17 protein-coding genes are annotated in these 25,340 nt (G+C 63.2%); 3 read left to right on the top strand and 14 right to left on the bottom strand.

Annotation, left to right across the window (positions count from 1 at the left end):
* Positions 1–50 precede the first annotated feature (50 nt).
* Together AC1DCM_RS14685 and AC1DCM_RS14680 are read left to right on the top strand one after the other, a co-directional pair.
* Positions 51–1,766 (top strand): sensor histidine kinase, encoded by a 1,716-nt coding sequence (locus AC1DCM_RS14685; RefSeq protein WP_477518834.1) that lies wholly within the window; start codon positions 51–53, stop codon positions 1,764–1,766.
* Positions 1,759–2,418: a response regulator gene (locus AC1DCM_RS14680; RefSeq protein ID WP_442016957.1), complete on the top strand. Its 660-nt coding sequence runs from the start codon at positions 1,759–1,761 to the stop codon at positions 2,416–2,418. Before AC1DCM_RS14685 ends, AC1DCM_RS14680 begins: the two co-directional genes overlap by 8 nt.
* Here the strand turns inward: AC1DCM_RS14680 and AC1DCM_RS14675 are convergent.
* Both AC1DCM_RS14675 and AC1DCM_RS14670 read right to left on the bottom strand, forming a co-directional pair.
* Positions 2,415–2,825 (bottom strand): RidA family protein, encoded by a 411-nt coding sequence (locus AC1DCM_RS14675; protein ID WP_477518798.1) that lies wholly within the window; start codon positions 2,823–2,825, stop codon positions 2,415–2,417. The genes AC1DCM_RS14680 and AC1DCM_RS14675 overlap by 4 nt on opposite strands.
* A gap of 76 nt (positions 2,826–2,901) precedes the next feature.
* Positions 2,902–3,408 (bottom strand): GNAT family N-acetyltransferase, encoded by a 507-nt coding sequence (locus tag AC1DCM_RS14670; protein ID WP_477518797.1) that lies wholly within the window; start codon positions 3,406–3,408, stop codon positions 2,902–2,904.
* Positions 3,409–3,719: 311 nt separating this feature from the next.
* On the opposite strand from AC1DCM_RS14670, the gene AC1DCM_RS14665 reads away from it, so the two are divergent.
* Positions 3,720–5,087, top strand: a complete 1,368-nt coding sequence (locus AC1DCM_RS14665; RefSeq protein ID WP_477518796.1) for an LLM class flavin-dependent oxidoreductase — start codon at positions 3,720–3,722, stop codon at positions 5,085–5,087.
* Between the two features lie 30 nt (positions 5,088–5,117).
* Here the strand turns inward: AC1DCM_RS14665 and AC1DCM_RS14660 are convergent, their stop codons facing one another.
* The 12 genes from AC1DCM_RS14660 to AC1DCM_RS14605 form a co-directional block, all read right to left on the bottom strand.
* A complete protein-coding gene (locus AC1DCM_RS14660; protein ID WP_477518795.1) occupies positions 5,118–6,326 on the bottom strand; it encodes an AAA family ATPase in 1,209 nt (402 codons plus the stop codon).
* A gap of 33 nt (positions 6,327–6,359) precedes the next feature.
* Entirely contained in the window at positions 6,360–7,184 is an 825-nt protein-coding gene (locus tag AC1DCM_RS14655; protein WP_477518794.1) for an inositol monophosphatase family protein, read from the bottom strand.
* Complete coding sequence (gene ligA / locus AC1DCM_RS14650) at positions 7,181–9,496, bottom strand: NAD-dependent DNA ligase LigA (protein WP_477518793.1); 2,316 nt, start codon at positions 9,494–9,496, stop codon at positions 7,181–7,183. Before ligA ends, AC1DCM_RS14655 begins: the two co-directional genes overlap by 4 nt.
* A gap of 68 nt (positions 9,497–9,564) precedes the next feature.
* The gene (locus AC1DCM_RS14645; protein WP_477518792.1) at positions 9,565–14,025 is read right to left on the bottom strand and encodes an FtsK/SpoIIIE domain-containing protein; all 4,461 of its coding nucleotides are present in this window, start codon (positions 14,023–14,025) and stop codon (positions 9,565–9,567) included.
* Positions 14,022–14,726 carry a hypothetical protein gene (locus tag AC1DCM_RS14640; RefSeq protein ID WP_477518791.1) on the bottom strand — a complete coding sequence of 235 codons (705 nt, stop codon included), beginning with the start codon at positions 14,724–14,726 and terminating at the stop codon, positions 14,022–14,024. The genes AC1DCM_RS14645 and AC1DCM_RS14640 overlap by 4 nt, the downstream gene beginning before the upstream one ends.
* Before the next feature lie 48 nt (positions 14,727–14,774).
* On the bottom strand, positions 14,775–16,478 hold the full coding sequence (locus AC1DCM_RS14635) for a serine/threonine protein kinase (protein WP_477518790.1): 1,704 nt from the start codon (positions 16,476–16,478) through the stop codon (positions 14,775–14,777).
* On the bottom strand, positions 16,475–18,253 hold the full coding sequence (locus tag AC1DCM_RS14630) for an FHA domain-containing protein (RefSeq protein WP_477518789.1): 1,779 nt from the start codon (positions 18,251–18,253) through the stop codon (positions 16,475–16,477). Before AC1DCM_RS14630 ends, AC1DCM_RS14635 begins: the two co-directional genes overlap by 4 nt.
* The gene (locus AC1DCM_RS14625; protein WP_477518788.1) at positions 18,240–19,136 is read right to left on the bottom strand and encodes a PP2C family protein-serine/threonine phosphatase; all 897 of its coding nucleotides are present in this window, start codon (positions 19,134–19,136) and stop codon (positions 18,240–18,242) included. The genes AC1DCM_RS14630 and AC1DCM_RS14625 overlap by 14 nt, the downstream gene beginning before the upstream one ends.
* Positions 19,133–20,518 carry an RDD family protein gene (locus tag AC1DCM_RS14620; RefSeq protein WP_477518787.1) on the bottom strand — a complete coding sequence of 462 codons (1,386 nt, stop codon included), beginning with the start codon at positions 20,516–20,518 and terminating at the stop codon, positions 19,133–19,135. The genes AC1DCM_RS14625 and AC1DCM_RS14620 overlap by 4 nt, the downstream gene beginning before the upstream one ends.
* Positions 20,508–23,015, bottom strand: a complete 2,508-nt coding sequence (locus AC1DCM_RS14615) for a transglutaminase TgpA family protein (protein WP_477518786.1) — start codon at positions 23,013–23,015, stop codon at positions 20,508–20,510. Before AC1DCM_RS14615 ends, AC1DCM_RS14620 begins: the two co-directional genes overlap by 11 nt.
* On the bottom strand, positions 23,012–24,301 hold the full coding sequence (locus tag AC1DCM_RS14610; protein ID WP_477518785.1) for a DUF58 domain-containing protein: 1,290 nt from the start codon (positions 24,299–24,301) through the stop codon (positions 23,012–23,014). Before AC1DCM_RS14610 ends, AC1DCM_RS14615 begins: the two co-directional genes overlap by 4 nt.
* Positions 24,302–24,335: 34 nt before the next feature.
* A complete protein-coding gene (locus AC1DCM_RS14605; RefSeq protein WP_416417455.1) occupies positions 24,336–25,307 on the bottom strand; it encodes an AAA family ATPase in 972 nt (323 codons plus the stop codon).
* Positions 25,308–25,340 lie beyond the last annotated feature (33 nt).

The raw sequence follows: 25,340 nt of genomic DNA, 5'->3' as shown, positions 1-25,340 counted from the left end.
AATGGAGCTGGAGGAAAGGACTAACGGTGCCGCGCTTTACCAGGGTCAGTATGCGTTTCTCCACCCAGACGCTCCTTCTCCAACTGGGGGTAGTTCTGCTTGTAGTGCTCCTGAGCGGTGCCGTCCACGCGTGGCTGGTCTACGAACGGATCGGCGACGAAGCCGAAAACCAAGCACTCACCCTCGCCCGCACAGTTGCGGCGGATCCCGATATCAGGGAAGACGTCCAGGCCATCAGCAAAGAAGAAGGAACGCCGCCGGCCAGCGTCCTGGCCGCTGGCCCCTTGCAGGCAGCGGCAGAAGCAGCCCGGATCCGCACTGGGGCCCTCTTCGTGGTCATCACGGATGAAACCGGGCTCCGTTTGGCCCACCCGGAAATTGCGCGGCTCGGTGARCGCGTGAGCACAGATCCCTCCGTAGCATTGGCCGGCCAGGAAATCACCACCCGCAACACCGGCACTTTGGGTCCATCGGCGGGGGCCAAGGTGCCGGTGTACTCGCCCTCGTCCGGCGGCGTTGCAACCGCTGGCACGATCGTGGGTGAAGTCAGCGTGGGCTACTCCATGGAGTCCCTCAGCAAGAGCCTGGCACGGGACATTGTGCCCATCGCCCTGACCGCCGGAGGGGCACTCCTGGCGGGCGTCCTCGCTTCATTCCTGCTCCGGCGCCGCCTGCAACGGCTCACGTTGGGCTTGGAACCTGAGGAAATCAGCACTCTCGTCCACGACCAAGTGGCAGTGCTCCAAGGCGTGGACGAGGGCGTGATCGGGATCGCCGCGGACGGACGCATCTCCGTGTTCAACGCAGCTGCCGCCAGGCTCCTGGACCTGCCCGACGCCACCGGTCAGGACTGGGCCACAGCCAACGTTCCCGGGCAACTCAAGCAGCTCACCCAACCGGCAGCCCGTGACGCCGAAGCCGTGGAACTGGTAGCAGGAGGACGAGTCCTGGTGGCCAGCGCCCGAAAAGCCTGGCACCGCAAGGAAGACCTCGGCTGGGTAGTCATGCTCCGCGACCGCACCGAACTGCAGCAACTGACCCGACAGTTGGACGCGGTGGGAACCATGTCCACCGCCCTGCGCGCCCAGCGCCACGAATTCGCCAACCAGCTCCACACCATTGCCGGCTTCATGAGCATCGGCCAACACGAACAGGCCAAGGAATACCTGGCAAGGCTCTCCGCCACCGGTCCCCTGAAGTTCCCTGTGGAGCAGGCGGAACTCCTTCAGGACACGTACTTGCAGGCTTTCGTCGGCGCCAAGAGCGTGGAGGCCTCAGAACGCGGAGTGGCGCTCCGAATCGGGCCGGAAACGCTGGTCCGTGGACACGTCGCCGATCCGCAGGATGTCACCACAGTGCTCGGCAACCTGATCGACAACGCCGTGAGTGCCGCCGTCGCCGGTTCCGCTACGGAGCGCTGGGTAGAACTTGAGTTACTGGACGATGCCGGCCAGGACAGTGGAACGCTGCACATCGTCGTCGGCGATTCCGGGGACGGTTTGGGTGGCCTGGAACCCGAGGAAGTCTTCACCGAAGGATTCACGACGTCGGAACAACCGGTACGCCCGGGCGCCGGACAAGGTTTGGGCTTGGCTTTGGTGCGGCAGTTGGCCCGGCACAGAGGTGGCGACGTACGTGTCTTGGAGACCGGCAGGAAAGGCGGCCCGGGAGCCGTCTTCATGGCGACAATACCGGGCGTAATGGGGCGAACGGCCGACGGCGGCGCTGAAGCCGGTACGACAATGCGGGAGGACAGCAGTGGCTGAGGATTTGAGGGTGCTCATTGTGGATGATGATTTCCACGTTGCCAGACTGCATGCAGCCTACGTGGACTCGGTGGCCGGATTCATGGCGCTCGCTCCGGCCGGTTCGGTGTCCCAGGCGCTGCAGGCGATTCACAGCCTCCGCCCTGACTTGTTGTTGCTGGACGTTTACCTGCCTGACGGTTCAGGACTCGATTTGCTGGGCCAGCTGGACATCGATGCGATTATGTTGACAGCGGCCTCTGACGCCCCGTCCATCAGGGTTGCCATGCGGCGCGGCGCCCTGGGGTACTTGTTGAAGCCCTTCACCGCGGAATCCTTGTCACAGCAGTTGAGGTCCTATGCACGGTATCGCCGGATCCTTGGGCAGCAAACGGGTGTTGACCAGACCACCATTGAACGTGCCAAACGGGCATTGATCCCAGGCGACGTGACGCCCACACAAAAGCCACGCTCGGCAACCGAAGCCGCTGTCCTGGAATCGCTGCTTCCTGGCGAACAGTACTCAGCGGCGGAAGTCGCAGACCGGGTGGGCGTTTCCCGGGCGACCGCGCAGAGGTACCTGTCCTCGCTTGCCGACGACGGCGCCGTCGAAATCCAATTACGCTACGGAAGCACGGGCCGCCCGGAACACCGCTACGGCATTCCGGGCTAGCCCAAGTAGGTCGCAGTTGGGTGAACTACGCGGGACTTCTGCGCGACGAGCTCGATCTCCACCAGCATCTTGGAATCCAGGAACGGCAGCACGTGCACCAAGGCAAGGGTGGGACGAATCTCGCCGAAAACCTCGCCGTGGGCGCGGCCTGCGTCTTCCCACTTGCTGATATCCGTCAGGTACAGCTTGGACTGAACGACGTCCTCGTAGGAGAAACCGGCTTCTTCCAGGACCGCTCCGAGCTTCTCGAGGATGTATTTGGTCTGCGAGTAGAAGTCATCGCCCACAATGCCGTCAGGCCCACTGGCCGCCGTGGCAGAAATGAAGAGTGTGTTGTCCACCTGGACCGCGCGGGAGTATCCAAGGGTCTGTTCCCAAACGGAACCCGTGCCATATGTCTTGCGCATGCCGCGCCTTTCCTGATCGCCGTGCCCGTCCCGGGTATACGAAACGTGACGGGGTTTACGAAAGGAAACTTTATGACTACGCGAGGTCCAGCCTGTAAACGAACAGCTTTATGTCGGTGCCGGGGACGAACCAGTCGCGGTGCGGAGCGCGGGCAAAACCGGTCCGGGCGTAGAGGGCATTGGCACTTTCCCACGTGGCTCCGGTGGTGAGGGACACAGCACCGATGCCGTCCATCGCCTTGGCTTGTTCGACGACGGCCTGCACCAAAGCCCGGCCGGCGCCAGAACGCTGCACTGCGGGATCTACCACGAGGGTGCGCAGTTCCAGTTCGTCGTCCAGGCCGATGTCAGAGAAACCGCCACCCGCTGGTGCTGCCGTGACGGAACCGATCACCTGGCCGTTCCGTTCAGCGACGAAGATCTCGGCGTGCTCCGCGCGCGCTGCCACGTCCTGGAGTTGACGCAGGTACGGGTGGTCGGCACTGCCGTAGTACCCCGCGGCGACGTATGAATCCTGCGTGATGCGGGCCACGTCGTCATAGTCTTCGGGCAGGGCTGGACGGACAGTAATCGACGAATGCACTTATCAATGGTAGTGGCGCGGTCACGGCACCAAACGCCAAACAGCCCTTTCCGTGACCGAACTATCAGTCCGGCGCTGAATTCCCGACGGCGGATTGTTGCGTCATGTGGATGAGGCCGGGTATCGCCGGGCTGCTTTTCTGTTGCCTTCTGTGGCGCTTGATTGAGTCCTATGGCGTGCTGTGAAGCCCGGTTTCCCGGTGTTGCGGGCACGTGTCGAAGAGCTGGCGAAGGGTGCTGGGACCGTGTTTGAGTTGCCACACGCAGCCCTCACCGGACCCCCAACCCCTCAGCAAAAACAAGGAGAACCTTATGTCCACGCCACCACGCCAACTCCACCTCAACGCCTTCCTGATGAGCACCGGCCACCACGAAGCCTCGTGGCGCCTGCCCAAAAGTGATCCTTTCGCCTCCACCAAGGTGGAGCACTATCAGCACCTGGCCCGCACGGCCGAACGCGGGAAGCTGGACTCCATCTTCTTCGCAGACTCCCCTGTCCTCTTCGGCGAGGTGGGCCGTCGCCCTGCCGGCAAGCTGGAACCAACCGTGCTGCTGACCGCCATCGCCGCCGCCACAGAGAAGATCGGCCTGATCGCCACTGCCTCCACCACTTACAACGACCCCTTCAACCTGGCACGCCGCTTCGCTTCGGTGGACTGGGTGAGCGGGGGCCGCGCCGGTTGGAACGTCGTCACAACGGCGGGACCGGATGCCGCGCGCAATTTCGGCGTCGACGACCAGCCAGCACACGCGGTTCGCTACGAGAGGGCGGCCGAGTTCATCGACGTAGCCCAGAAACTGTGGGACAGCTGGGAGGATGACGCAGTGCTCGCTGACAAGGCCGAGGGTGTGTGGGGAGATGCCCACAAGATCCGCGCCATTGAGCACGAAGGCAAGCACTTCCGCGTCCGCGGCCCGCTGAACGTCCCCCGTTCCCCACAAGGCCATCCGCTGATCGTGCAGGCCGGCTCCTCGGAGGACGGCAAGAAGCTCGCCGCCCAATACGCCGAGGCAGTCTTCACCGCCCATCAGACATTGGAGGATGCCCAGGCTTTCTACGCCGATCTTAAGGCCCGCACCTTGGCCGCCGGACGGGATCCCGAAGGCATCAAGATCCTGCCGGGCATCGTCCCGGTGATTGGTTCCACCGAGGCAGAAGCGCTGGAGCTTGAGCGCGAACTCGATGAGCTGATCAAGCCCGAGTATGCCCGGGAGCAGTTGGCGAAGACCCTGCGTGTGGCGCCCCAGGACCTGCCCCTGGACCAGCAGCTGCCGGCAGACCTTCCCGCCGAAGACGACATCGAGGGTGCGAAGAGCCGCTACACGCTGATCGTGGAGCTTGCCCGTCGCGAGCAGCTCACAGTGCGGCAGCTGATCGGTCGCTTGGGTGGCGGGCGTGGCCACCGCACCTTCTCCGGGACACCCGAGCAGGTAGCCGACGCCATCCAGGACTGGTTCATAGCTGGCGCAGCCGACGGTTTCAACATCATGCCGCCGGTTCTCCCCTCCGGTTTGGAGATCTTCGTGGACCAGGTGGTGCCGATCCTCCAGCAGCGTGGCCTCTTCCGCACCGAATACACGGCGTCGACGCTGCGCGGGCACTACGGACTTGCACGGCCTGCGAACCGCTTTGCAGGCTCTGCGGCGCAGAAGCTCACCTCCATCGGCTCGGCGTTCTGATGACCTTACGGTAAAGCCCGGCTGTAGCTGTCAGCGCTTGGGCCAACTCCACAACGGGCCTTCCAAGGAACCGAGTCCCTTGATCCTGGTCTCGCCCAAGTCCTTATAGAGCTCGTGCTCGTGGGCCGCTCCACTTTCCCGGAGCGCCCTGAGCAGCGCTTCGGAGTGGGTCACCACGATCATCTGGCTGTTGGTACTGGCTTGGACGATGAGTCCAGCCAGTGCCGGCATCAGATCTACGTGGAGGCTCGTCTCCGGTTCGTTGAGGACCATCAATTCCGGTGGGCGCGGAGTGAGCAGTGCGGCGGTCAACAGGAGGAACCGCAAAGTTCCATCCGAGAGTTCGGCTGCCTTCATGGGCCGCAGCATGCCAGGCTGCCGCAACTCCACACTGAAGCGGCCGTCGCTCACGGCAATCCCGAGGCGGCTTCCCGGAAAGGCGTGATCGACGGCGGCATCCAGCTGCCGCTCAAATCCCACTTCGCGCAGGGTCTGCAGCGCCGCAGCCAGGTCCTTTCCGCTGTGGTGCAGCACGGGGGTGCGTGTGCCGAGTTGCGCCTGCCGGGCGGGGGCTTCGGCATCTGTCCGGAAGTGATCGTAGAACCGCCAGGAACGCACGGAGTCCCGGACCCGCAGTACTTCTGGAGCCCGGTCCTGGTCCGATACTTCCGTCAACATGCTCTGGAAGGTGTCCAGCCGCCGCGAAAGTTCAGTCCAGTCCCCGTCAGGTCCCCGGAGCTTCGCAAGGCTTCCTTTGCGATCCACCAACAGGGAACCTGGCCTTGCCACTGCTCCGGAAAAGATCTGCTCGCGCTTGATCTCGGGATCCAAGCTAAAGGCAGAAGGACGAGGCTTCCCTGTTTCCTGGTCGAATCCGGCTCCACTGGACACGGGCATCCCCAAGTCCACAAGGTAGCCGAAGTCGTCCCCGGAATAGCCCAGCTTCAGGTTGACGGAGTCCCTGCGCACCGTGCCTTGGACCGGAACTTCGCCACGCCGCATTGCCTCGCTGATTGATTCAGGACCGGCCCAGAGTGTGGACGCCAGTCCGCCATCCCTGGCCAAGGATCCCACCACGTTTCCGGAATCGCCCCCGGCGCATTCGGCCAGCAAGCGCAGTGCACGGTACAGGGAGGATTTGCCGCTGCCGTTGGCCCCTGTGACCACGTCAAGGCCATGCAGCTCAACCGCGAGATCGCGGATGGAGCGGTAGTTGGCGATCGCAAGGGTCTTGATCACGGGGACGGGATGCCGTTCACGGGTACAAGAGGGTCACAGGGGAAATTTGCCGGACAGTTCCAGGGCCCCTGCGCACGTCCACGCGGCCAAGCGATCCTCGATGGTTGGACCGCCGTCGAGTGGGCTCTCAAGCCGTGGCCTGCGCACCCAACAGCCCGCTTCTTCGGCAATCAGGGCACCGGCGGAGAAATCATGTTCGTTCAGTCCCCGCTCCCCGAAGGCGTCATAAGTGCCATCTGCCACCAGGCATAGATCCAAAGCCGCGGAACCCAGTCTTCGAACATCCGCGAAGCCGTTCATCAGTTCAGCGAGGCCTTCCGCTTGATTGGCGCGGGTATCGGGATCGTAGCTGAATCCTGTGGCAAGGATGAGGCCGGTCCGTCCGGGAACGGGGCCAGCCAGCCGGCTGGTCTCCCCCGCGACTTCCAACCAGGCGCCCTCCCCTCGAGCCGCCGAATAGACGCGGCCCAAGGCCGGCGCGTGAACTACGCCGGCCAGCCAGACGCCGTCGGCATCTGCCACGGCCACTGACGTGGCGTAATAGACGATGTTGCGGATGAAGTTGGTGGTGCCATCAAGGGGATCAATGGACCAGCGGTAACCCGAGGCTTGCTCGGGCCGCGTGGTACCGTGCTCCTCGCCCGTGATGGCGTCGTTGGGCCGTGCCGCCAGGATAGCCTCGCGGACTGCGTTCTCGGCCGCGATATCGAACTCGGTCACCCAGTCGCCGGCATCGCCTTTGTTGGATATTCCCAACCCCAAGCCGCCTGTCCCCGCGGCAGATCTCCGGGACAGGACAGCCGCGCCCGCAGCAGCAGCACGTTTCGCAATCTCCAGCAGCTGAACAGCGCCGGTCATTCGGCTTCTACTTTCACGGTCTCGGCGGCGTCAGCGTCGGTTTCGGCGTCGGACTGGGCCTCGGGGTCAACGTCAGTGTCGGCCTTTGCCGGGCCATTCGCCAACAGCTCGCGGAAGCCATCCTCATCCAATATCGGAACACCGAGCTGCTCGGCTTTATCCAACTTGGTGCCAGCACTTTCACCCGCCACCAGGTAGCTGGTGTTCTTGGACACCGATCCGGAGGCCTTCCCGCCACGGATGATGATGGCTTCCTTGGTCTCGTCCCGGCTGAAGTTGGGCAGCGTCCCCGTGACCACGATAGTGAGGCCCTCAAGGGTTCGCGGCATGCTGGTATCGCGTTCGTCTTCCATCCGCACACCCGCGGCTGCCCAGCTGTCCACGATCTCGTTGTGCCAGTCCACGGCGAACCATTCCTTCAGTGCCGCCGCGATGGTAGGTCCAACGCCGTCCACATGCGCAAGCTGATCTTCAGTGGCATTTCGAATCGCGTCCATGCTGCCAAACGCCGTTGCGAGGGCCCGGGAAGCAGTGGGTCCCACATGGCGAATGGACAATGCCACAAGGACACGCCACAGGGGCTGCTTCTTCGCTTTCTCCAGCTCGGCAAAGAGTTTTTCCGTGGTTGCCGTTGGCTTCGATGGCGACTTGGCCGTCCCCCTTGAGTAGAAGTACGGAACAAGCTCATACTGGCCCGTGCCAACGCCCTTGGACCTCTTCTCCCGGCGGATCATGACATTGGCCAGATCCTCACGCTTCAACGAGAACAGCCCGGCTTCGCTGGTCAATGGAGGAGTCTCCGGCTCTGCCGGCTGGGTCAAGGCGATTGCCGCTTCCCAGCCCAAGGCCTCGATATCAAACGCACCGCGGCCAGCCAGATGGAAAACACGCTCACGCAGCTGTGACGGGCAGGACTTGGCGTTGGGGCAACGGATGTCCACATCGCTTTCTTTCGCCGGTGCCAGCGGGGTACCGCAGGATGGGCACTCGGTGGGCATCACGAATTCGCGGACGGGTGGATCCTGTTGGTCACGCAGCGCCAGTACAGGTCCAACGATCTCGGGAATGACATCCCCGGCCTTGCGGAGAATGACGATGTCCCCGATCATCACGCCCTTGGCCTTGACCACATCCTGGTTGTGCAGAGTGGCCATCCCCACGGTGGAACCAGCAACCTTCACGGGCTCCATCAGGCCGAATGGCGTGACGCGCCCGGTACGGCCCACATTGACGAGGATGTCCAACAGTTTGGTGTGGACTTCCTCCGGCGGGTACTTGTAGGCGGCGGCCCATCTGGGAACGCGGGAGGTGTAGCCGAGGGCACGTTGTGTGGCGAAGTCGTCTATTTTGACCACGATGCCATCGATTTCGTGAAGGAGGTCGTGCCGGTGCTCGCCGTAATGCGCGATGAATTCCAGGACGCCCTCAAAGGAATCCAGGACCTTGAAGTAAGGGCTGACAGGCAACCCCCAGTCGGCCAGCAGCTTGTAGGTTTCGGATTGGCTCTTGGCATCCAAGCCTTCCCGGGCGCCGATGCCGTGAACGAACATGCTCAGTGGCCGCTTTGCTGTTTCAGCCGGGTCCTTCTGGCGGAGCGAGCCCGCGGCCGCATTGCGTGGATTGGCGAGGGGCGCTTTGCCAGCGGCAACCAGGGCTTCATTAAACTCAACGAAGGCCTTGGAAGGAATGAATACTTCCCCACGGATTTCAACTTCCGAGGGATAACCCGAGCCGCTGAGCTGACGCGGGATCTCCTTGATGGTGAGGACGTTGTGCGTGATGTCCTCACCGGTTGTGCCATCACCGCGGGTGGCCGCGCGCACCAATTTTCCGTCCCTGTACAGCAGGTTGACGGCGAGTCCATCGATCTTCAGCTCGGTCAGCCAGGCAATGGGCGGGACGCTGTCCCCGAGTCTGGCCACTGAAGCTTCAGCCTTGCGTACCCAGGCCTCGAGTTCTTCGAGGGAAAAGACGTCGTCCAGGCTGTACATCCGCTGTAGATGCGCGACGGCGGTGAAGGCGGCAGAGACTTCGCCGCCGACTTCCTGCGTGGGTGAGTCGTTGGAGACGAGTTCCGGGTGCAGCGCTTCGATTTCTTCCAGGCGACGGTAGAGTTCATCGAACTCGGCGTCGGAAACCGTGGGCGCGTCCTCTTGGTAATAGGCATACCGGTACTTGCGCACAAGATCGGCAAGTTGCTCGTACTCATCCCGCAGGCTCTCCGAAGGAGGTGTTCCCTCTTCTGCGACTAAGGCCGCATCGGCAACCTGGGTTGTGGTGCGGACCGGATCTGGATTCTCTGGTGTGCTCACAGGTCTATCTTGCCGCAACCCACGGACATTATTGACCCGTCAGGATGAGAGCACATGCCCGCCGACTCCTAGCTGCGGTTCTCCGGCGGCATGGCAATCTGCAGCTTGCGTACCTTTCCACGTCCCACGATGTAACCGCGGCCAGGGATGAAGTCCTTGCTGATCCGGCCCAGCGAGGTGTTCAGGAGGGTATCCCCTTCCACATCTCCAGGGTTGAGCAACAGTCCGCGCCTGCCCGACTTGAAGGGCTGTGCCAAGGACCATGCCTGGGACCATGTGGACGTTTCGGACTCACCTACCACCCACTGATCGGCCTTGATGGCAGCCGTGACCAACCGCCCCACGCCCGATTCCGCCAACGTGTCCGTGAACTCCGTCAGGCCCTCGATGAAGATGRCCATGCTGCCGGGGTTGTCCGTTGCTTTGTCGATGAGGTCATCCACCACGTCCGAGACCTCGTCCGGCCCCACAAGGGACCTGCTCCAGATGTTCAGTGAGGCAACCGCAGAGCGGCGGGAGCCGATGTAGATAAGGTCTGTCCGCGGGTTGGACCGCCGCAGGGCGTATGCCAACGTGACCAAGGCAACTGTGCGTCCGGCACCAGGCGGCCCAGCGAGCAGGAGAGAACCCTTGGCAGCGATGGTGGCCGAACCCAAGGTCTCGTCGTCCACACCAATAACAGGAGTGTCCGGGGCACCGGTGGGCAGGATATCCAAATCCACGAGTTCCGGAAGCCGCTGGATCTGTGGTGCCTGCTCCAGGCCCTGGCGCACCATGGCCTGGCTGAGTTTGGACACTTCGCGGGCCTGCAGCGCCAGGTTCGAGTTGCCACCCAGCACGGCCAGCTGGACTTCCAGGCCATCGAGCAAACCGCGGCCGGGAGGCGAGGCTGCGTTGAGGACGTCCTTGGGCACATCGAGCGTCATGTAGTCGTCTTCGGAGCTAAGACGCAGGACCAAACGCTTTTGGATCGAGGCAAGGAGCGACGCCGGAACAGAGTTGGTTCGGTCACCGCTCACAACCAGGTGGATACCCAGGGGACGTCCGTCGGTGGCCAACTGCAGGAAGATGTCCCAGAGTGCGGACAGGTTGCTGTACTCATAGCCTTCACGGAAGGCGGACATACCGTCCACCAGGATGAAGATGCGCTTTTCGTCCGGACGGTTTGCGAGTTGCCGGTATTCAACAATGGTGGAAGCCCGGACCTCGGCGAACCGCGTAGCGCGGTCATCGGCCACCTCTTTGAGCCAACGCAGAAGGCGTCCAACCCGCTCGACGTCGTCGCCGTTGATGACCTCACCCACGTGCGGAAGTCCATCCAGCATCTTCAAACCTGAAGAACCGCAATCGACACCGTACACGTGGACGGGACCACCACGAGGCGTGACGGCGGCGGCGATGGCAATTCCGCGCAACGCTGCTGACTTGCCCGAACCACCCGTACCGTAGACGGCCATGTTGCCGTCCTTGTCCGGTTCATAGAACACGGTGGGCTGGTCCTGGTGCGCGGGGTCATCGGCCACGCCCAGCAGGAGTCGCTCGTCCGTGCGTGGGTTTGGCAATTTGGAGAAGTCGTAGGTCATGGCGAGTTCGTTCAGCCACGGCTTGCGTGGTGGTTCAATCGCAAGGAAGTCCGCCGCCCGGATGATGTTGCCGGTCATTCTGGCGATGTCGTTGGGGCCTGCGGGTTCTTCCTCCACAGCTGTGGCAGGAGGTGGTTCCCAGGAGGGACCGGATCCGAAGGCCATCTCCACGATGTCGATCCGTGGGCGCTGTGGCTTCTCGGTGGTCCAGCCACCGGCATATCCGGTCTGGAAGCCCTGGATGCGGCCTGGCCCGGTCTTCGCAGCACCGCGGCCTGGAATGGAAGGATCGAAGTAGGCTGCCGTGGGGACCCCAAGAATGTCCACCGCATCCACTTCATCTGCCATGCGCAACGCAACGCGGAGGTTCGTGTTTGCCCGCAGGTTGTCCTTGATGACGCCCGCAGGGCGCTGGGTGGCCAGGATCAGGTGCAGCCCCAGAGAACGTCCACGGGCAGCAACGTCCACCACGCCGTCAACGAACTCAGGAACCTCGGTGGCCAGCGCCGCGAATTCGTCCACGATGATGATGAGGTACGGCGACGCTTCGGGGTCTGCTTCCCGCTGTAGCGCCAGCAGGTCCTTGGCCTTTTTGCGGTTCAGGAGGCGTTCACGATAGTGAAGTTCGGCCCGCAACGAGGTCAGGGCCCTGCGTACCAGGTGCGGAGACAAGTCGGTGACGAGCCCCACGGTGTGGGGCAGGTGCAGGCAGTCCGCAAAGGCAGCACCACCCTTGTAGTCCACGAACAGGAAGCTGACGCGGTCCGGGCTGTAGGCCGCTGCCATTCCCATCACCCATGACTGAAGGAACTCTGATTTGCCCGCGCCAGTAGTTCCGCCCACCAGCGCGTGTGGTCCTTCGTTCTTGAGGTCCAGGTAGAACGGTTCAACGCCCTTGGAGCCCACCAAGGCACGCAGGCTTCCGTTGTCCTTGCGGTTGGGCACGGCCGTGGCATGGACTGAATTGTTCTCCTGCCAGCGCTCGGCCACGGCCTGCGGGTTGTCCATCAGTTCCTTGCCGATCAAGGTGGCGTAGGAAACAGCACGCGGGAGGTCCGAATCGTCCTCGAGCGGATTTCCGACGTCTACCAGCGGCGACATCATGCGCGCCAGCTGCGTGGCGAGACCGGCGTCGAGACTTTCGCAACTCACCGGGTAGGTGTGGCGGCCAAGGCGGACCTGGCCGGTAGTGGTGCCGTGATCGCCGTCGACGGAGAGGAAGTCCCGGCAAGCAGCAGGCAGGGACTGCACATTCGCTGCCACCCACATGACGTGCACCCCGAAGTCCGGGCCGCGTTCCACCAGCCGCGTCAGCCGTCCCCGGTCCACAGGCGCATCGTCCTCAACAACTACCAGGACAGCAGGTACAACGGGGCCGGGAATCTCTTCGTGCTCGTCCTTGAGCGCGGGGCGTGGCTGCGGACCGGGCTCTGTGGCCTGGGCCTCGCGCTGCTCCACGAGGTCTTCCAGGCGCGAGAGCAGCGAGGCACCAGCAGCAGGGCCGGCGGCCAGATGGTCGCCGGAGAGCGGGCTGTGGCCGGAACCAACGTGCGGGAGCCACTGCAACCAGTCCCAACGCTCACGCGAGCGGGCCGAGGTCAGTGCAGTCAACACCACCTCCGCGGGCGAGTGGAGGCCCACCAACTGAAGCACCATGCCCCGGGCGACATCGTCCACCACGCTGCGGTCCCCTGCCACTCCGAACGAACCCGAAGTGCGCAGCTGGGACACGATCGGCACGCCATCAATGACGCGGACCTGCTGCAGGCATTCCTGGATTTCCCTCATGTACCGGGGTTCGGTTTCGTTGGCGCCGGGTTCTTCGAACTGAATCCGCGACGGCGAAGATCCGAGTCCGAACCGGACGCCAAGGAAATGCTGATGCTCAGGCCGGTTGGTCCACAGGAGCGGGCCAAGTTTGTAGATGGCATCCACGGTATCGCTGACGGATGGCGCTTCCTGAAGCCGCACGGCCCGTTCAATGTTCTGTTGCCGGTCAATGTCCTCGCGGAACGCAAGCATGGAAGCCTGGAACTGCTTATGGCCTTCTTTCGCCTGGCGCTTGCTCTGCATCTTGTGGTCCACATAGTGGCCAACGATGAACAGCGGCATCATGGCCATGAAAAGCACCGAGAGCAGGTTCTGGGTGAATGCGAAAAGAACGCCACCCATCAGCAGCGGTGCGATCAACATGATGTACGGGAAGGGTTGGTGTTCGGGACGTTTGGGGCCAGCTGGCGGCACACGCTTGGGAGATTCAAATCTCGGCAGCACACGAGGCGAGCGGTTGAAGTCGACCAGCGGCGATGACGGACCGCCTCCATGGTTCCGCGACAGTGACACAACTCCCACGGTGGTATCGCCCAGGGTCACCRTATCCGAGGATTCAAGGGTTGCCCGAGTGACTGGCAAACCCTCCATGAGGAGTCCGTTGGCCGAGTTCGTGTCCACGATCTCCACGGTCTCGCCAACGGTGATGCGCGCGTGGCGCTTGGACGTCAGCGGATCCGAGAGACGGATGTCGGCGTCCCTGTCCCGGCCAATGTAGCTGGTGCCGAATGGCAGCGAAAATTCGCGTCCGACGTCGGGCCCTGACATAACGCGCAGGGTCGCCGCTGCTGGTCCGCGGTTTTGGCCGTTGGTACCGCCGTTGCCGTTCGAGGCGAACTGCTCGCTCACCTGCGCGAGCGAAACCTTGGAGCCTGGCCGCAGCCCGGACTCGAGCAGATTATCCGAGGGCCTGAGGACATGGCCTGAAAGCCCTCCGCCCACGAACGCTTCGTCCACGCTGATGGACAGGTTCGACGGCGGTTCGGTCCCCTTGCGTGCGGGGTCGGCGGTCCAAAGTTCGGTGGCGATGTCCGCCACGGTGGCGCGACCATCCACCGTAACGGCGAGGTCCTTTGCTTCCGCGGGGTCTCGCCGCAAGGTCAAGCGGAACTTCATGCTTCGTCTGCTCCCGACATGGTTTCCAGAAGGTACAGGTCCGCGGCTGTCACCAAGTGTGAGGTCACGGCGTGCTCCACCAGGCGGGCACGGCGGTTGGTAGCGAGTTTGCCCACGCCACCACGCAGGCCCACGACGCCCACGCGATCCAATTTGCCGCAGACGTTGTCCAGCTTGCGGTTGAAGCGGGTCAGGGCCCACCCCAGCCTCTTGGCCGCCTCCGCCGACGACGGGATGGCGCTGAAGCCGGTGCCATCCCGCCGCAGCATGGGCTCGGCGAGGGCGACGATCAGTGCTTTCTGCGAGTCGGTAAAGACCACCGGCCCGATGGTGGTGTCCCCCGCTTGGTCCTCATCCCTGGCTTCATGCCGGAAGGACGGCGTCTTCAGATGCACGGCGAACTCATAAGTGGTAGGCCCGGCGGTGAAGATCACGTTGGTGTGGCTGAAAACGAGCGGAATCCGGGCGCCCGGAGCCAGCCAGGCCTGCATCCCGCCCGATCCGTCCGCGACGGTCGCCGAGAGCATGCTGCCTACATTGCTGAGCCACCACATGCCGTCATAGCGTGCAATCTGCAAAAAGCGCCGGTGCAGGTACGGGTTGTCGTCGACCTCCAGGTCGCCTTCCCGACCGATGTCAAAGACGTCTTCGTCGGATGGTTCGTACCATTCGCCACAGAAATCTATTGCTAGATCCCCCATGATCTGTGCCTCCTCAGATGGCCGTAAATGAGCTTCATGTGACTCCTGCTAATCCACGCAGGCAATGGATCCCTGTCCTCCGGACGAGGCACTGCCGTCAGCACGTACTATCAGCACTTGGATGCAAAGAGGCGATTCCGTACCGTAGGCCAGTGCATGGGGTTCCACTTCGGAACTGCTGTATTCACCGTCGAGGACGGCTGTCTTGTATCGCCATTTGTACGTGTCGCCCTTCTTGGGCTGCGGGTTCTTCCACTCGAAATCGGCGAAGTCGGGCTTGTCCGCCCTGCGCTTGCCGACCAAGCCTTCCACGTCAGGAACCCCACCATCGCCCAAGGCGTCGACGGGCTGCTTGCTTGAGGTCTCCGTGGGGACCACTTTCGGCTGCGCCTGGGCACCCAGGACCACGCCAACCACAATGGCGACCACCAAAACCGTGGCACCGGTCGCCGCCAGCCAGAGATTGCGCTTGCCATGGTCCAGAGCGGGCGCATCGTCTTGGGACGCTGGCGATGCGCCGGCAGGTGCCTTCGACCGCCGGACCGTTGCGCCTACGTCGTCCTGCGGACGCGAAGGCTGCCAGCCGCGGAGAACCGTCGACTCCGCCACCGCCGGTTCCCCGGCCTGTCGGTATTCCCTGATTGGCACGTGGAACTGCGGCGGGGTTTGCTGGGCCGGGTTTGACTGGGCGTGGGCCTGGCCAGGCTGTGCTGGAGCCTGGGTGGCACTGGGAACGGTAGACGGGAAGGTCCGTGCCGGGAACGTGGGAGCCGAGCCAGTGGTAGCAGTTCCCGACGCGTCCGGATCGATCGAGGCGATGCTGCGGACACGTGTTTCCTCGAAGTTGTCGTCAGGGTGTTGCTCGTCCCCGTGACCCGGTTCTTCAAGCACCTCGAAGGGCGTCACGGACAGGTTCAGCTCAGTCTGGATCCGCTGCAACGCCAAGGCAAAAGCGTGGGCCGACGAATAGCGGGATTCCGGGGACTTCGCCATTGACGTGGACAGGACGAGTTCCAGGGACTCTGGAACGTCGGCACGGCCGAGCCTTGGCAGGGGCGAATTGGTGATGCGGGAGATCAGTTCCCGCTGCGAGTTGTCCTGGCCGGGAAGAACAAACGGTGAACGACCCGCAAGGAGCGTGTACAGCGTGGCACCAAGCGCCCAAATGTCCACCGGAACGCCATCAACTGCCCCGCCGCGGAATTGCTCCGGCGGTGAYCACGGGATGGACATTCCGGCGTCGTCCTCGGTATCGGCCCCGATGGTTGCGGAAATGCCGAAGTCGGTGAGGGCGGGACGGTTGTAGTCGGTGACCAGGATGTTGGCGGGCTTGATGTCCCGATGCACGATGCCGGCCCTGTGGGCGGTCTCGACGGCGGATGCCACCTGGATGCCGACGGCAAGGACCTCATCCACACTGAAGCGCTGATGGCGGTAGCGGACATCGAGGCTGGGCCGGGAGCAGTACTCCATGGCCAGGTAGGAATGGCCGCTCTCCGTGATTTCCGCTTCGAAAATCGTCACGATGTACGGGTGCGAGGACAACTGCGCCATCAGATTCGCTTCGGACTCGAATCGGCGGCGCGCGCCCTCGGTCTTCAAGTCGGACAGCAGCACCTTGACGGCTACTTTACGGCGCGGCCTGTCCTGCTCGTACAGGTACACGTCAGAGAAGCCACCGGAGCCCAGCAGGCTGACGTACTTGAAACCGGGGATGGGTGGAGGCGGCGCGGGGGGCCTCTTGGAACTCAAAGAATCTCCTCGAAACGCAATGAAATGTCGTCGCCCAGTTCAGCGATGTCGCCGTCCAAAAGGATGGCCATCTCGTTTTGGGCGAGTCGGCGGGGTGCTTGGCCTTCTCTAATGAGCACGGTTCCGTTCGTCGCTTTGAGGTCGCACAGCATGACGTGCCAACCCTCCAAGCGAACCTCGACATGTGAGCGGGAAATGTCCCCGCCGGGGCTCTCCACCTGCAACAACTTGGGCATCGTGCCGCCTTGGACGCGGGATACTGACGGCTGCCTCCCAATAATGAGCGACTGATCCAAGTCGATCAGTTCACCCGTGGATAACCGCATCCTGCCCAAGCGGGGACGCGGGACCTGGAGGGAATCACCGGATAGGGCGGAACCACACGTAGCGCATTGGGAGTACGTAGGCGGGTTGGCATGACCTTGGGAGCACACCCGTGCTAAAACGCTGGGACCATTGCCAGCCGCGGCATCCTTCGGTGCAACCCCGGGCACAGCACCTTGTGCGTCCTGGCTGACGATGCTGCTCTTCATGATCGTCTGCCCGTCATGATCAGCATCGCCCTCTGCGGGGACACCGTCCAAAGGCAGGTTGCCCACTGGCGCGCTGTTCGTTGGCATGCTGTTGGTTGGCATGCTGTTGGTTGGCATGGTGGGTGGAAGCGCGGGCATCGACGTCAAACCCGCCGGGGCCGACTCCCATCCCGCCGGAACCTGAGGCGCAGGCCGGTTGCCATTCGCTGAAGCGGGAGGGGATTGTGGCTGAGCTATCGATTCGGACTGTCCATCAGAGGCGGGTACTTCGCCAGGGCTTCGCAGCCAGGGAACGGACTCGATCAGTGCAGGCACATGCCCAGGACTTGATGCCGATGCTGACGTGGGTCTTTCTAACGCCGGAGATTCTGGTGCTGGAGTTTCTGGTGCCCGAACTTCTGGTGCCGGAGTTTGTGGCGCAGGCGTATGGGCCGCCGGAGCATCGTGAGCGTCAGATTCGTCGTCCACGCGCACAGCTGCGTCTTCGATGTTGCGCATGACCGTCTTGTCCCACAGGTGGTCATAGTTGGTGGTGGTCTCCAGCGAAGGAACTATGGGATCCGTGGTGCTGGTGTGAACGCCAACGCCCGAGGATTCTTCAGCGCTTTCGGGCTGTTCGGGACTCTCCGGCTCAACATGACTTTCGGGCTGTTCCGGCTGCAGGTGACCTTCGGAATGTCCGGGCGCGATGGTCAGACCGAGGTCCGCATCGGCGTAGCCAATCATGGTTTCATCGGAAACCACTGCCAGCCCCGGAACCTTCACAGTGGCGGGTTGGAGCACCACCACGAGGGAGGCAAGCAGAACCACGCCCTCCTCCAGCGGCAAGCTGCCATCCGGCGTCGAGGTTTTACCAGGGTTTGAGCCTATCCGCAGGCTGTACGAATCAGCCGCGGTGAGCCGGCGCTCCGTCCAGGTGGTCACGTCGCGTCCAGAGAGCACCTCTTCCCCCGCGGACATTTTCACAACGAGTTCGAGGTCGCCGCGAAGGAACACGCGCAGGGCGTCTTTGGAGTCGATGATGCCAAAGGGCGGGATGCGACTAAGGGAAACTCCGAAAGCCTCGGTCACTTCGTGGAGGACCTCATGGGCTTCGGGCGCGGACGCGAGAAGCTCCCACACGGAATCGATCAGGGCAGGCGACGTATCCGGGCCGAGCAGCACCACAGTGCCCTGACGGACGACCCCGAACCAGTCTCCGCGCTGGTATCGGGCGTGGGGCGGGTTGTTACTGCTTTCCATCCAGGCCCTCCTCCTGGTCAGTTCCTGTCACCCAGGCCCTGGGGAGAGTGTCCTCCTCCACCTCGGATTCGGTCTCCGGGCGTGGCGCGGTGGTGGCGATGCCGGCGTCGTTAAGGACGTTCTTGGCGTCAACCACAATCACCGTGACGTTGTCCCGTCCGCCACTGCGCAGTGCAGCCTGGATCAACGCATCAACTGCGTCCTGCGGATGGGCCACGGTGCTGAGGATGCGGAACAGGTGGTCATCCCCCAGTTCGCCGTTCAACCCATCGGAGCAGACCATGATCCTGTCCCCCTCCTGGATGGGCAGCAACCAGAAGTCCGCCTCGGTTTCGTCGCCAGTGCCCAAAGCGCGTGTGACCACATGCCTGCGGGGGTGAACGGCAGCCTGCTCGGCTGTGATGTCACCGGAGTCCACCAACTCCTGGACTTCTGAATGGTCAACGCTGATCTGGGCGAAATTCCCTTGGCTGAGGCGATACGTCCGGGAATCCCCGATGTTCATGACCAGCCAATAGGGCACGCCCATTTGTTCCACCACCACGACGCCGGAGAGCGTGGTGCCCGCACGCCCTCCCGTGGCTTCGCGGATGCTGGCGTCGGCCTTCAACAGGCACTCCTGCAAGTCCGCCGCCGAAGCCGAACGGACCCCTGCCGCGAGGACAGGGGAACTGCCCAGGGTCCGCACACACACGCCACTGGCGATCTCGCCTGCCTCATGGCCTCCCATGCCATCGGCCACCGCGAAGACGGGATCCGAAGCTATGAAGGAGTCCTCGTTCAGCTCGCGACGCAGTCCGCGGTCCGTGCCGTATCCGTAGCTGAGTTGGAAGGCGGATCCAGCGGCGTTGGCGTCGGCGGGGCTGGCCGGCTGTGAGTTCATGCTTGTCCTAGGTGGAAGGAACGGTCCCCGAAGTGAACGATGGAACCGGGTCTGACGAAAACTGCTTCCCCGGGCTGAAGCCGGGTCTGGAGGCCATCGGGGGTAGTGACAGCGCTGCCATTGGTTGAGTTGCGGTCTGTAACCCACACTCCATCTCGATCAACCCGGAGGTGCAAGTGGGTCTTGGAGATGGACCTTCCAGGATCCGAGACGGCCAACAACTGCTCCGCAGCTTCCCCAGGGTGGGGTGCGGGATTGCGGCCAACAAGGACGGTACCACCCAGCTCGACGTCCTGGCCGTCGTCAACACGGATGCGGAGCACGGCCTCCGCCCGGGCATTTCCGGGGCGCATCTGCGTCCGCTCGACGTCGTCGTCCGGGTGGGCATGGGCAACGGGAGCTGGCTTTGGCATTGGGGCTGGAACCGGGTTTGCCATTGCGGTTGCCCTGGACATTGATGGCATGGGTGACACCACTGGCTGCACGGGCGGTAGCTCCACGGGCGCGAAGCTGTAGGGCCCCTGGATCCCTCCAGTAGCGACCGGATTGCGGCCCGCGTGGACGTCGAACACCAAGGACTTCGCTGCCTTGTCATGCCAGCCACGTAGCTTGCCGTTCCTGTCCCAGGCATTGGAAACAACCACCAGGAGGGCCCAAACCGCACCAAGGACCATGAGAGGGAGGGTGATCCACAGGACCAACCCAAGCAAGCCAAGGCCCAACAGCACAGCACCCAGGATTGTCCCGAGCAGAAGGAGTCCGCCTGTGAGAAGGCCACGGACAAAAACCACGCCGGCGCCCGGTGCGTAGCCATCGGCATCGGAGCTGCGGATGCCCATCAGTTGATTACCGATGGTGTTTCCGGACCGGGCTTCGATTCCGAGCAGCACAAACACGTACAGAACTGTGACACCGAGGCCGATGCTCCCCAAGAGGACCAGCAGGGAGGTGTCGTAGACGATGAAGCCGTTCCGCCGGCTTTGGGTGATGCCCGCGATGCCAAGTGCGAACGTGGTTGCCAGGACGGCAACAGGTCCCAACCAGTCCAGCACTGCCGCACCCAGTCGTTTTCCTGCGGATGCCGGCACCAGCTCGAGCTGTGCAGTCATTGTGGTCCCTCCCCCTGGCCCCGGATGTACGTTTGCAGCTGCTTCACGTCCCGGCTGCATCGGTGCTGTTGACGCCGGCACTACCGAGATACTACCGGGATCAGGCAGGCCTTGCCGGGTTGCGAAATCAAGGGCCGCAGCCTGGGCACGGTTGACGTTGCGTTCCTTCCGGGCTCCACGATTGGTCAGCGGCGATCCGCAATGAGTACAAAAAGCTGCGCCGGGGCGGACCGGGTGTTTGCAGGCCGGGCACAGCTCAGCTTCACTGCTCATCAATGCTGCCCTTTTTCTTGAACAGGTTGCCCGCGGTGAACATGCCACCCTTCGTGGGGGCCGGGGGTGTCTGTTCCCGCCGGCGCAGCGCGGCCCTGCCATCGGAAAGCAACGACCTCGGCGAGAACCGGGCCTGCTGCCGTTTCCAGAAACCAACGCTTCCGGTGATGTCCTCAAGCGAGGAATCCACGATCTCCCAGTACTCCTTGACTTCTTCCTCGCTGGGTTGCCCCGCCCCGAAAACCGCGGCGTCAGCCCTGTGCGCCAACATCGTGGTGGTCGTCCCTGTAACAGGGAAGGCATCGGCGATGACAGTAGCCGATTCCCGCCGCGTGGACTTGGTGTCGATCGAGGCGCCCATGTCAGTGGCAAGGCTCAACACCTCGTTCCACCCACCGCCGACCCGCTGGGCGGGGTGGCCATCACGAAAACGTGCTTTCCGGCGTCGTGATTTCAGCAGAAGTATCAGCAGCAGCGGCACGGCGAGAATCCCCAGCGGAATCATTGCCACGCCGATCGCGGCAAGCAGCGGCCCCCAGAACAGCCACGGGTTGTTTTTCTTCTCATCAGCATCCAGGGCATCCGGGGTGGAGTCCGGTGGGAGGTCCGCGGGCTCCTGCGGCGGGGGCGGCGGCTGTAGCACCTGAGGCTTGGGCTTGGATTTGTTCTCCGGGTCCGGCGGGATCGGGATGTTGTCTTTGGGCGGAGTGGGATCGAACGATACCCAACCGACGCGGTCGAAGGCCACTTCCACCCAGGCGTGCACGTCCTTGCCCAGGATCTTGACGTCCCCTGCACCGTTTTCCGGGCTCTTGGGATCCGGATAGAACCCCATGACAACGCGCGAAGGGATGCCCAGGTGGCGCAGCATGAGTGACATCGCGACGGCGTACTGTTCGTCATCGCCCAGCATTTGCTTGGCGGAGAGCAGGCTGCGAACACGTGCCGCACTGTGACCAGGCAAGCTAGGCAACTGGCCGTCAGCCACCAGTCCGTTGCTGAACGCCCCGCTCTTCTGGAAATGGGCTTCGATCTGCCGCACCCGGTCGATTGCCGTGGGAGCGTCAGCCGAGAGCTCGTTTGCCTGCGAGGCGACGATCGGCGGTACTTCCTGGGCTTCGGGCAACGTGAGCTTGGCGAAGTCGTACTGCGTCAGCTGGCCATGTTCAAGAGTTCCCGGATCAGAAACCTGGACTGTGTAGTTGTCGCCCTTTGCCAGGCCCTTCGTGGTCACTGCCGTATCGGTGCCGGCATTGAAGTACAGGCCGGACGCCGCCCCGGAGCTCTGCAGGAAGCTCATACCTGTGGTGTGGCGGCCGCCCGGGACAAAGTACCCCTGGTAGTCCTCGATGCTGATTTCCAGCGTGTAATTGGTTCCGGCTACAGGGCTTCCCGTGTCGGCCAGCGTGTTCAGCGAACGGGCATCCCCCACCTTGCTGAAGTTCCCGGAACTGTTGGGATCCATGGTGTAGTTCAGGCCGTTAAAGGCATCCAGCGCCGCCAGTCGCACGCGTGCGTCCTTGGGTAGACCTTTCACAGTAAACAGCGTCTGGTCTTTCTCGTCCTTCACGAAATTCCGAAAGCTGGCAAGCGGGGTGATGTAGTCGCGGGGGTCGAACGGCGGAACGATCGTGTTGCGCAGTACCTTCCGGTCGTCGCTGGCAGTCACCAAAGGCGAAGCGACTGCCGTGATTCCGACGGCGGCGACCACCACGACAGCAGCAGTCCCCAGGCGGCGAAGCTTCCCGCGGCGGGCAGCACCGGCGTCGGACTCAGCCCTGTTGGCCGAAACGGTCTTGGTGCTGCTCTGCCGGAGTGCGTCACGGCGGAACGTCGCCCAGAGGATCGAGACAATAGTCAGCGAAATGCCGCGCTCCACATTAAGGAAGCCCGCGCTGGTACTGAAGGCGATGCCGGTGACGAAAAGGACCAGCACCGGCAACAGCGGCCAGTACGGACTCTTCAGCCGCCAGGTCAACAAACCCGCGGCCAGCGCGGTGATCATTGAACTGAGGAACGGCACAATGAGCATGCCATTGGCTGTTCCCACCGGCACGCCGACCGTGAGCATGTCCTTCCACGCAAAGACGATGCCCAGGAGCAAGGTCCGCAGCGAGTCGAGGCTCGGCAGGACCCCGAGGACGGCTGAGTCCGGCACAGCCAACGCCGAACCGAACAGCATGTACGCACCGAAACCCAGTGCGGAGGTGATCAGCAGTCCCAAACGGAGATGCGCGTTCAGGATCGCGATACCGAGCCCCAGGAAAATGCCGCCCAGGCCCGCGATGATGTAACGCGGGTCGCCACCGAAGCTCAGGCTGAAGCCAAGCACGCCCAGGAACAGCAGGACCACCAGGGCGCCGGAGTCCACTGCAAAATGCCACAGGGGCCGGCCGTCGGCGAATACCGAGCGTGCGTTGGCACGCCTGGCGCCACTGCTGGTGTCCCTGCGGTTGGTGTCCCTGCGGCGCGCGCGAAGATTTGGTGCGGTGCTCATGCTGCCGCCTTTCTCAGCACGATTGCCAGGTCATCGAGGTCGCCAACTGTGAGGACCGTCAGGTCTGCAATGTTGGCCCTCGACGGCGCCGCTCCAGGTTGCACGCGGACGGCCAGGCTCCGAACGCCCGGCGGAACGGACGCGGCCGCGGTGCGAAGCTGCGTTGCCGTGACGTGGCTCCCGACCACGAAGAACACGACCGATGCGTTGGGAACGGTATCCGAGAGGTTCCGGGCGAGGTCGACGGCGGTCTTCCGAAGCGGCGCCCCCACAATCCTGGTCATGTCGTCCAGCAGGTTGCGGCCCGTTTCACAGCGGAGCGGTCCCTTTTGGGTCAGGACGTCCAGCTCACGCTGCTCCCGGATGGCTTGCCGGCCGATCGACGCGGCAACGGAAATGGCCATTTCGAATTCGGGTTCGGAATCGTACTCGTCGGTGTTGATGGAGAGCGAAATAGCCAGGTGCGCGCGGCGCGTTTCCTCGAATTGCCGGACCATCAGTTTGTTGGTGCGGGCCGTTGTCTTCCAGTGAATGTGGCGGCGATCGTCCCCGGGAACGTAGTCACGCAATGCGTGAAAGGACACATCGGCGCTGGAAAGTTCAGTGGTGGGCATGCCTTCAAGGTCGCGGATGAATCCGGCAGCCGAGCCTCCCAACGGTACTGTGCGCGGGTGGACGAAAAGGTCCACTGGCTCAGTCCAGAGCACGCGCCGCCGCAGGAGATGGAGCGGATCAGCACGCACGGATCGTACGGGACCGACAACAATCACAGCACGCCGCGCCGTCGGAATGGTGAAAAGGTCCTCATGTACCTGGGCCGGCTTCATGCGGGGCAAGTGGAAGACAGCGGTCGCGGCGCCCACCGGCAACTCCAAGGCAGCAGGCAACAGCGGCCTGGCCGAAACGTTGGACACGGAGATGCTGCCCACTGCGTCGTCCCCCACTGCCACACGGGTGCGGGCCAGATCCAGGACCACGCCGTACGCCGAGCGGCCGACGATGAAGCCAACAGCCAACACAAACAGCAGGAAAGCAACCATCGCGGCAGACTTCGCCTCCTGCCAACCCCAGGCCTGCCCGGCGATCCACAGCCCAATAGCCGCAGCAAGGACCACCCAGCCGAGCACACTCACCACGGAAAGGACAGGCCAGGCGAAGCGAAGCCAGAGCTCCCGCACCCTGGCCCATGCTGGTGCGACGAACTCGCCTGCTGTTCCCACTGCTTCAGCCCATACGGCCGAGGGATGGAGTATGCCAGGCTTCTGGATGCCGGGTTTGCGCTGCAATGCACTGGCTACTTTGTTAAGCGTTCGCACAGCCCTATGCGCTCGCGCGTTGCTGCGGGGCCGCCACCTCGGCCAGGACACGAGTGAGCACGACCTCAGGCGTCGCGCCCGAGAATTCGGCCTCGGGATCCATCACCAAACGGTGCGTCCAGACCACGGGGGCAAGTTCCTTGATGTCGTCCGGAAGGACAAAGTTGCGTCCCTGTCCGGCGGCCCAAACCTTCGCGGCGCGCACCATGGCCAAAGCACCACGGACGGAGACGCCAAGGCGGGTCTCGGAAGCGTTGCGCGTCTCTTCGCAGAGCCGTGAAATGTACTCCAGCACTGCAGTGTCCACATGGGTGGTGGCGGCGAGGTCCGCCATGTCAGCCACAGCCTGGGTGGTGATGATGGGAGTGAGGTCCTTGGAACGGTCCTTCAGGTTGGCCCCGCCCAGGAGCCTCACGGTGGAGGCGTGGTCCGGGTAACCTATGGATGTTTTGATCAGGAAGCGGTCCAACTGTGCCTCCGGCAGCCGGTAGGTACCTGCCTGTTCAATCGGGTTCTGCGTAGCAAGGACCATGAACGGACGGCCTGCCTCGTACGTGGTGCCATCCACGGTGACGCGTGATTCTTCCATGACCTCCAGCAACGCCGACTGGGTCTTCGGGGAGGCACGGTTGATCTCATCAGCCAGGACGATGTTGTTGAAGACAGGGCCCTTGTGGAACTCGAATTTCTGGGTCTTCTGGTCATAGATGGTCACACCCGTGACGTCCGAAGGCAGGAGGTCCGGAGTGAACTGGATGCGGTTGTGGGAACCCTGCACTGTCGCAGCCAAGGCACGGGCCAGCGAGGTCTTGCCGGTACCCGGCGCATCTTCAAACAGGACATGGCCTTCAGCCAGCATCGCCGTGAAGGTCAGCCGGATCACGTGGTCCTTGCCCAGAACGGCCTGGCCCACGTTGGCAACGAGCTTCTCGAACGTTTCTGCAAACCATGCGGCCTGCTCGTTTGTCATGGTCATGGGGTTGAATCCTTTTCTGGGTACGACGGGTTG

The sequence above is a fragment of the Paenarthrobacter sp. 10N417 genome (assembly GCF_056394745.1).
Note: the sequence above shows the minus strand (reverse complement) of the source record. Positions and strands in the feature narration are given on the sequence as shown.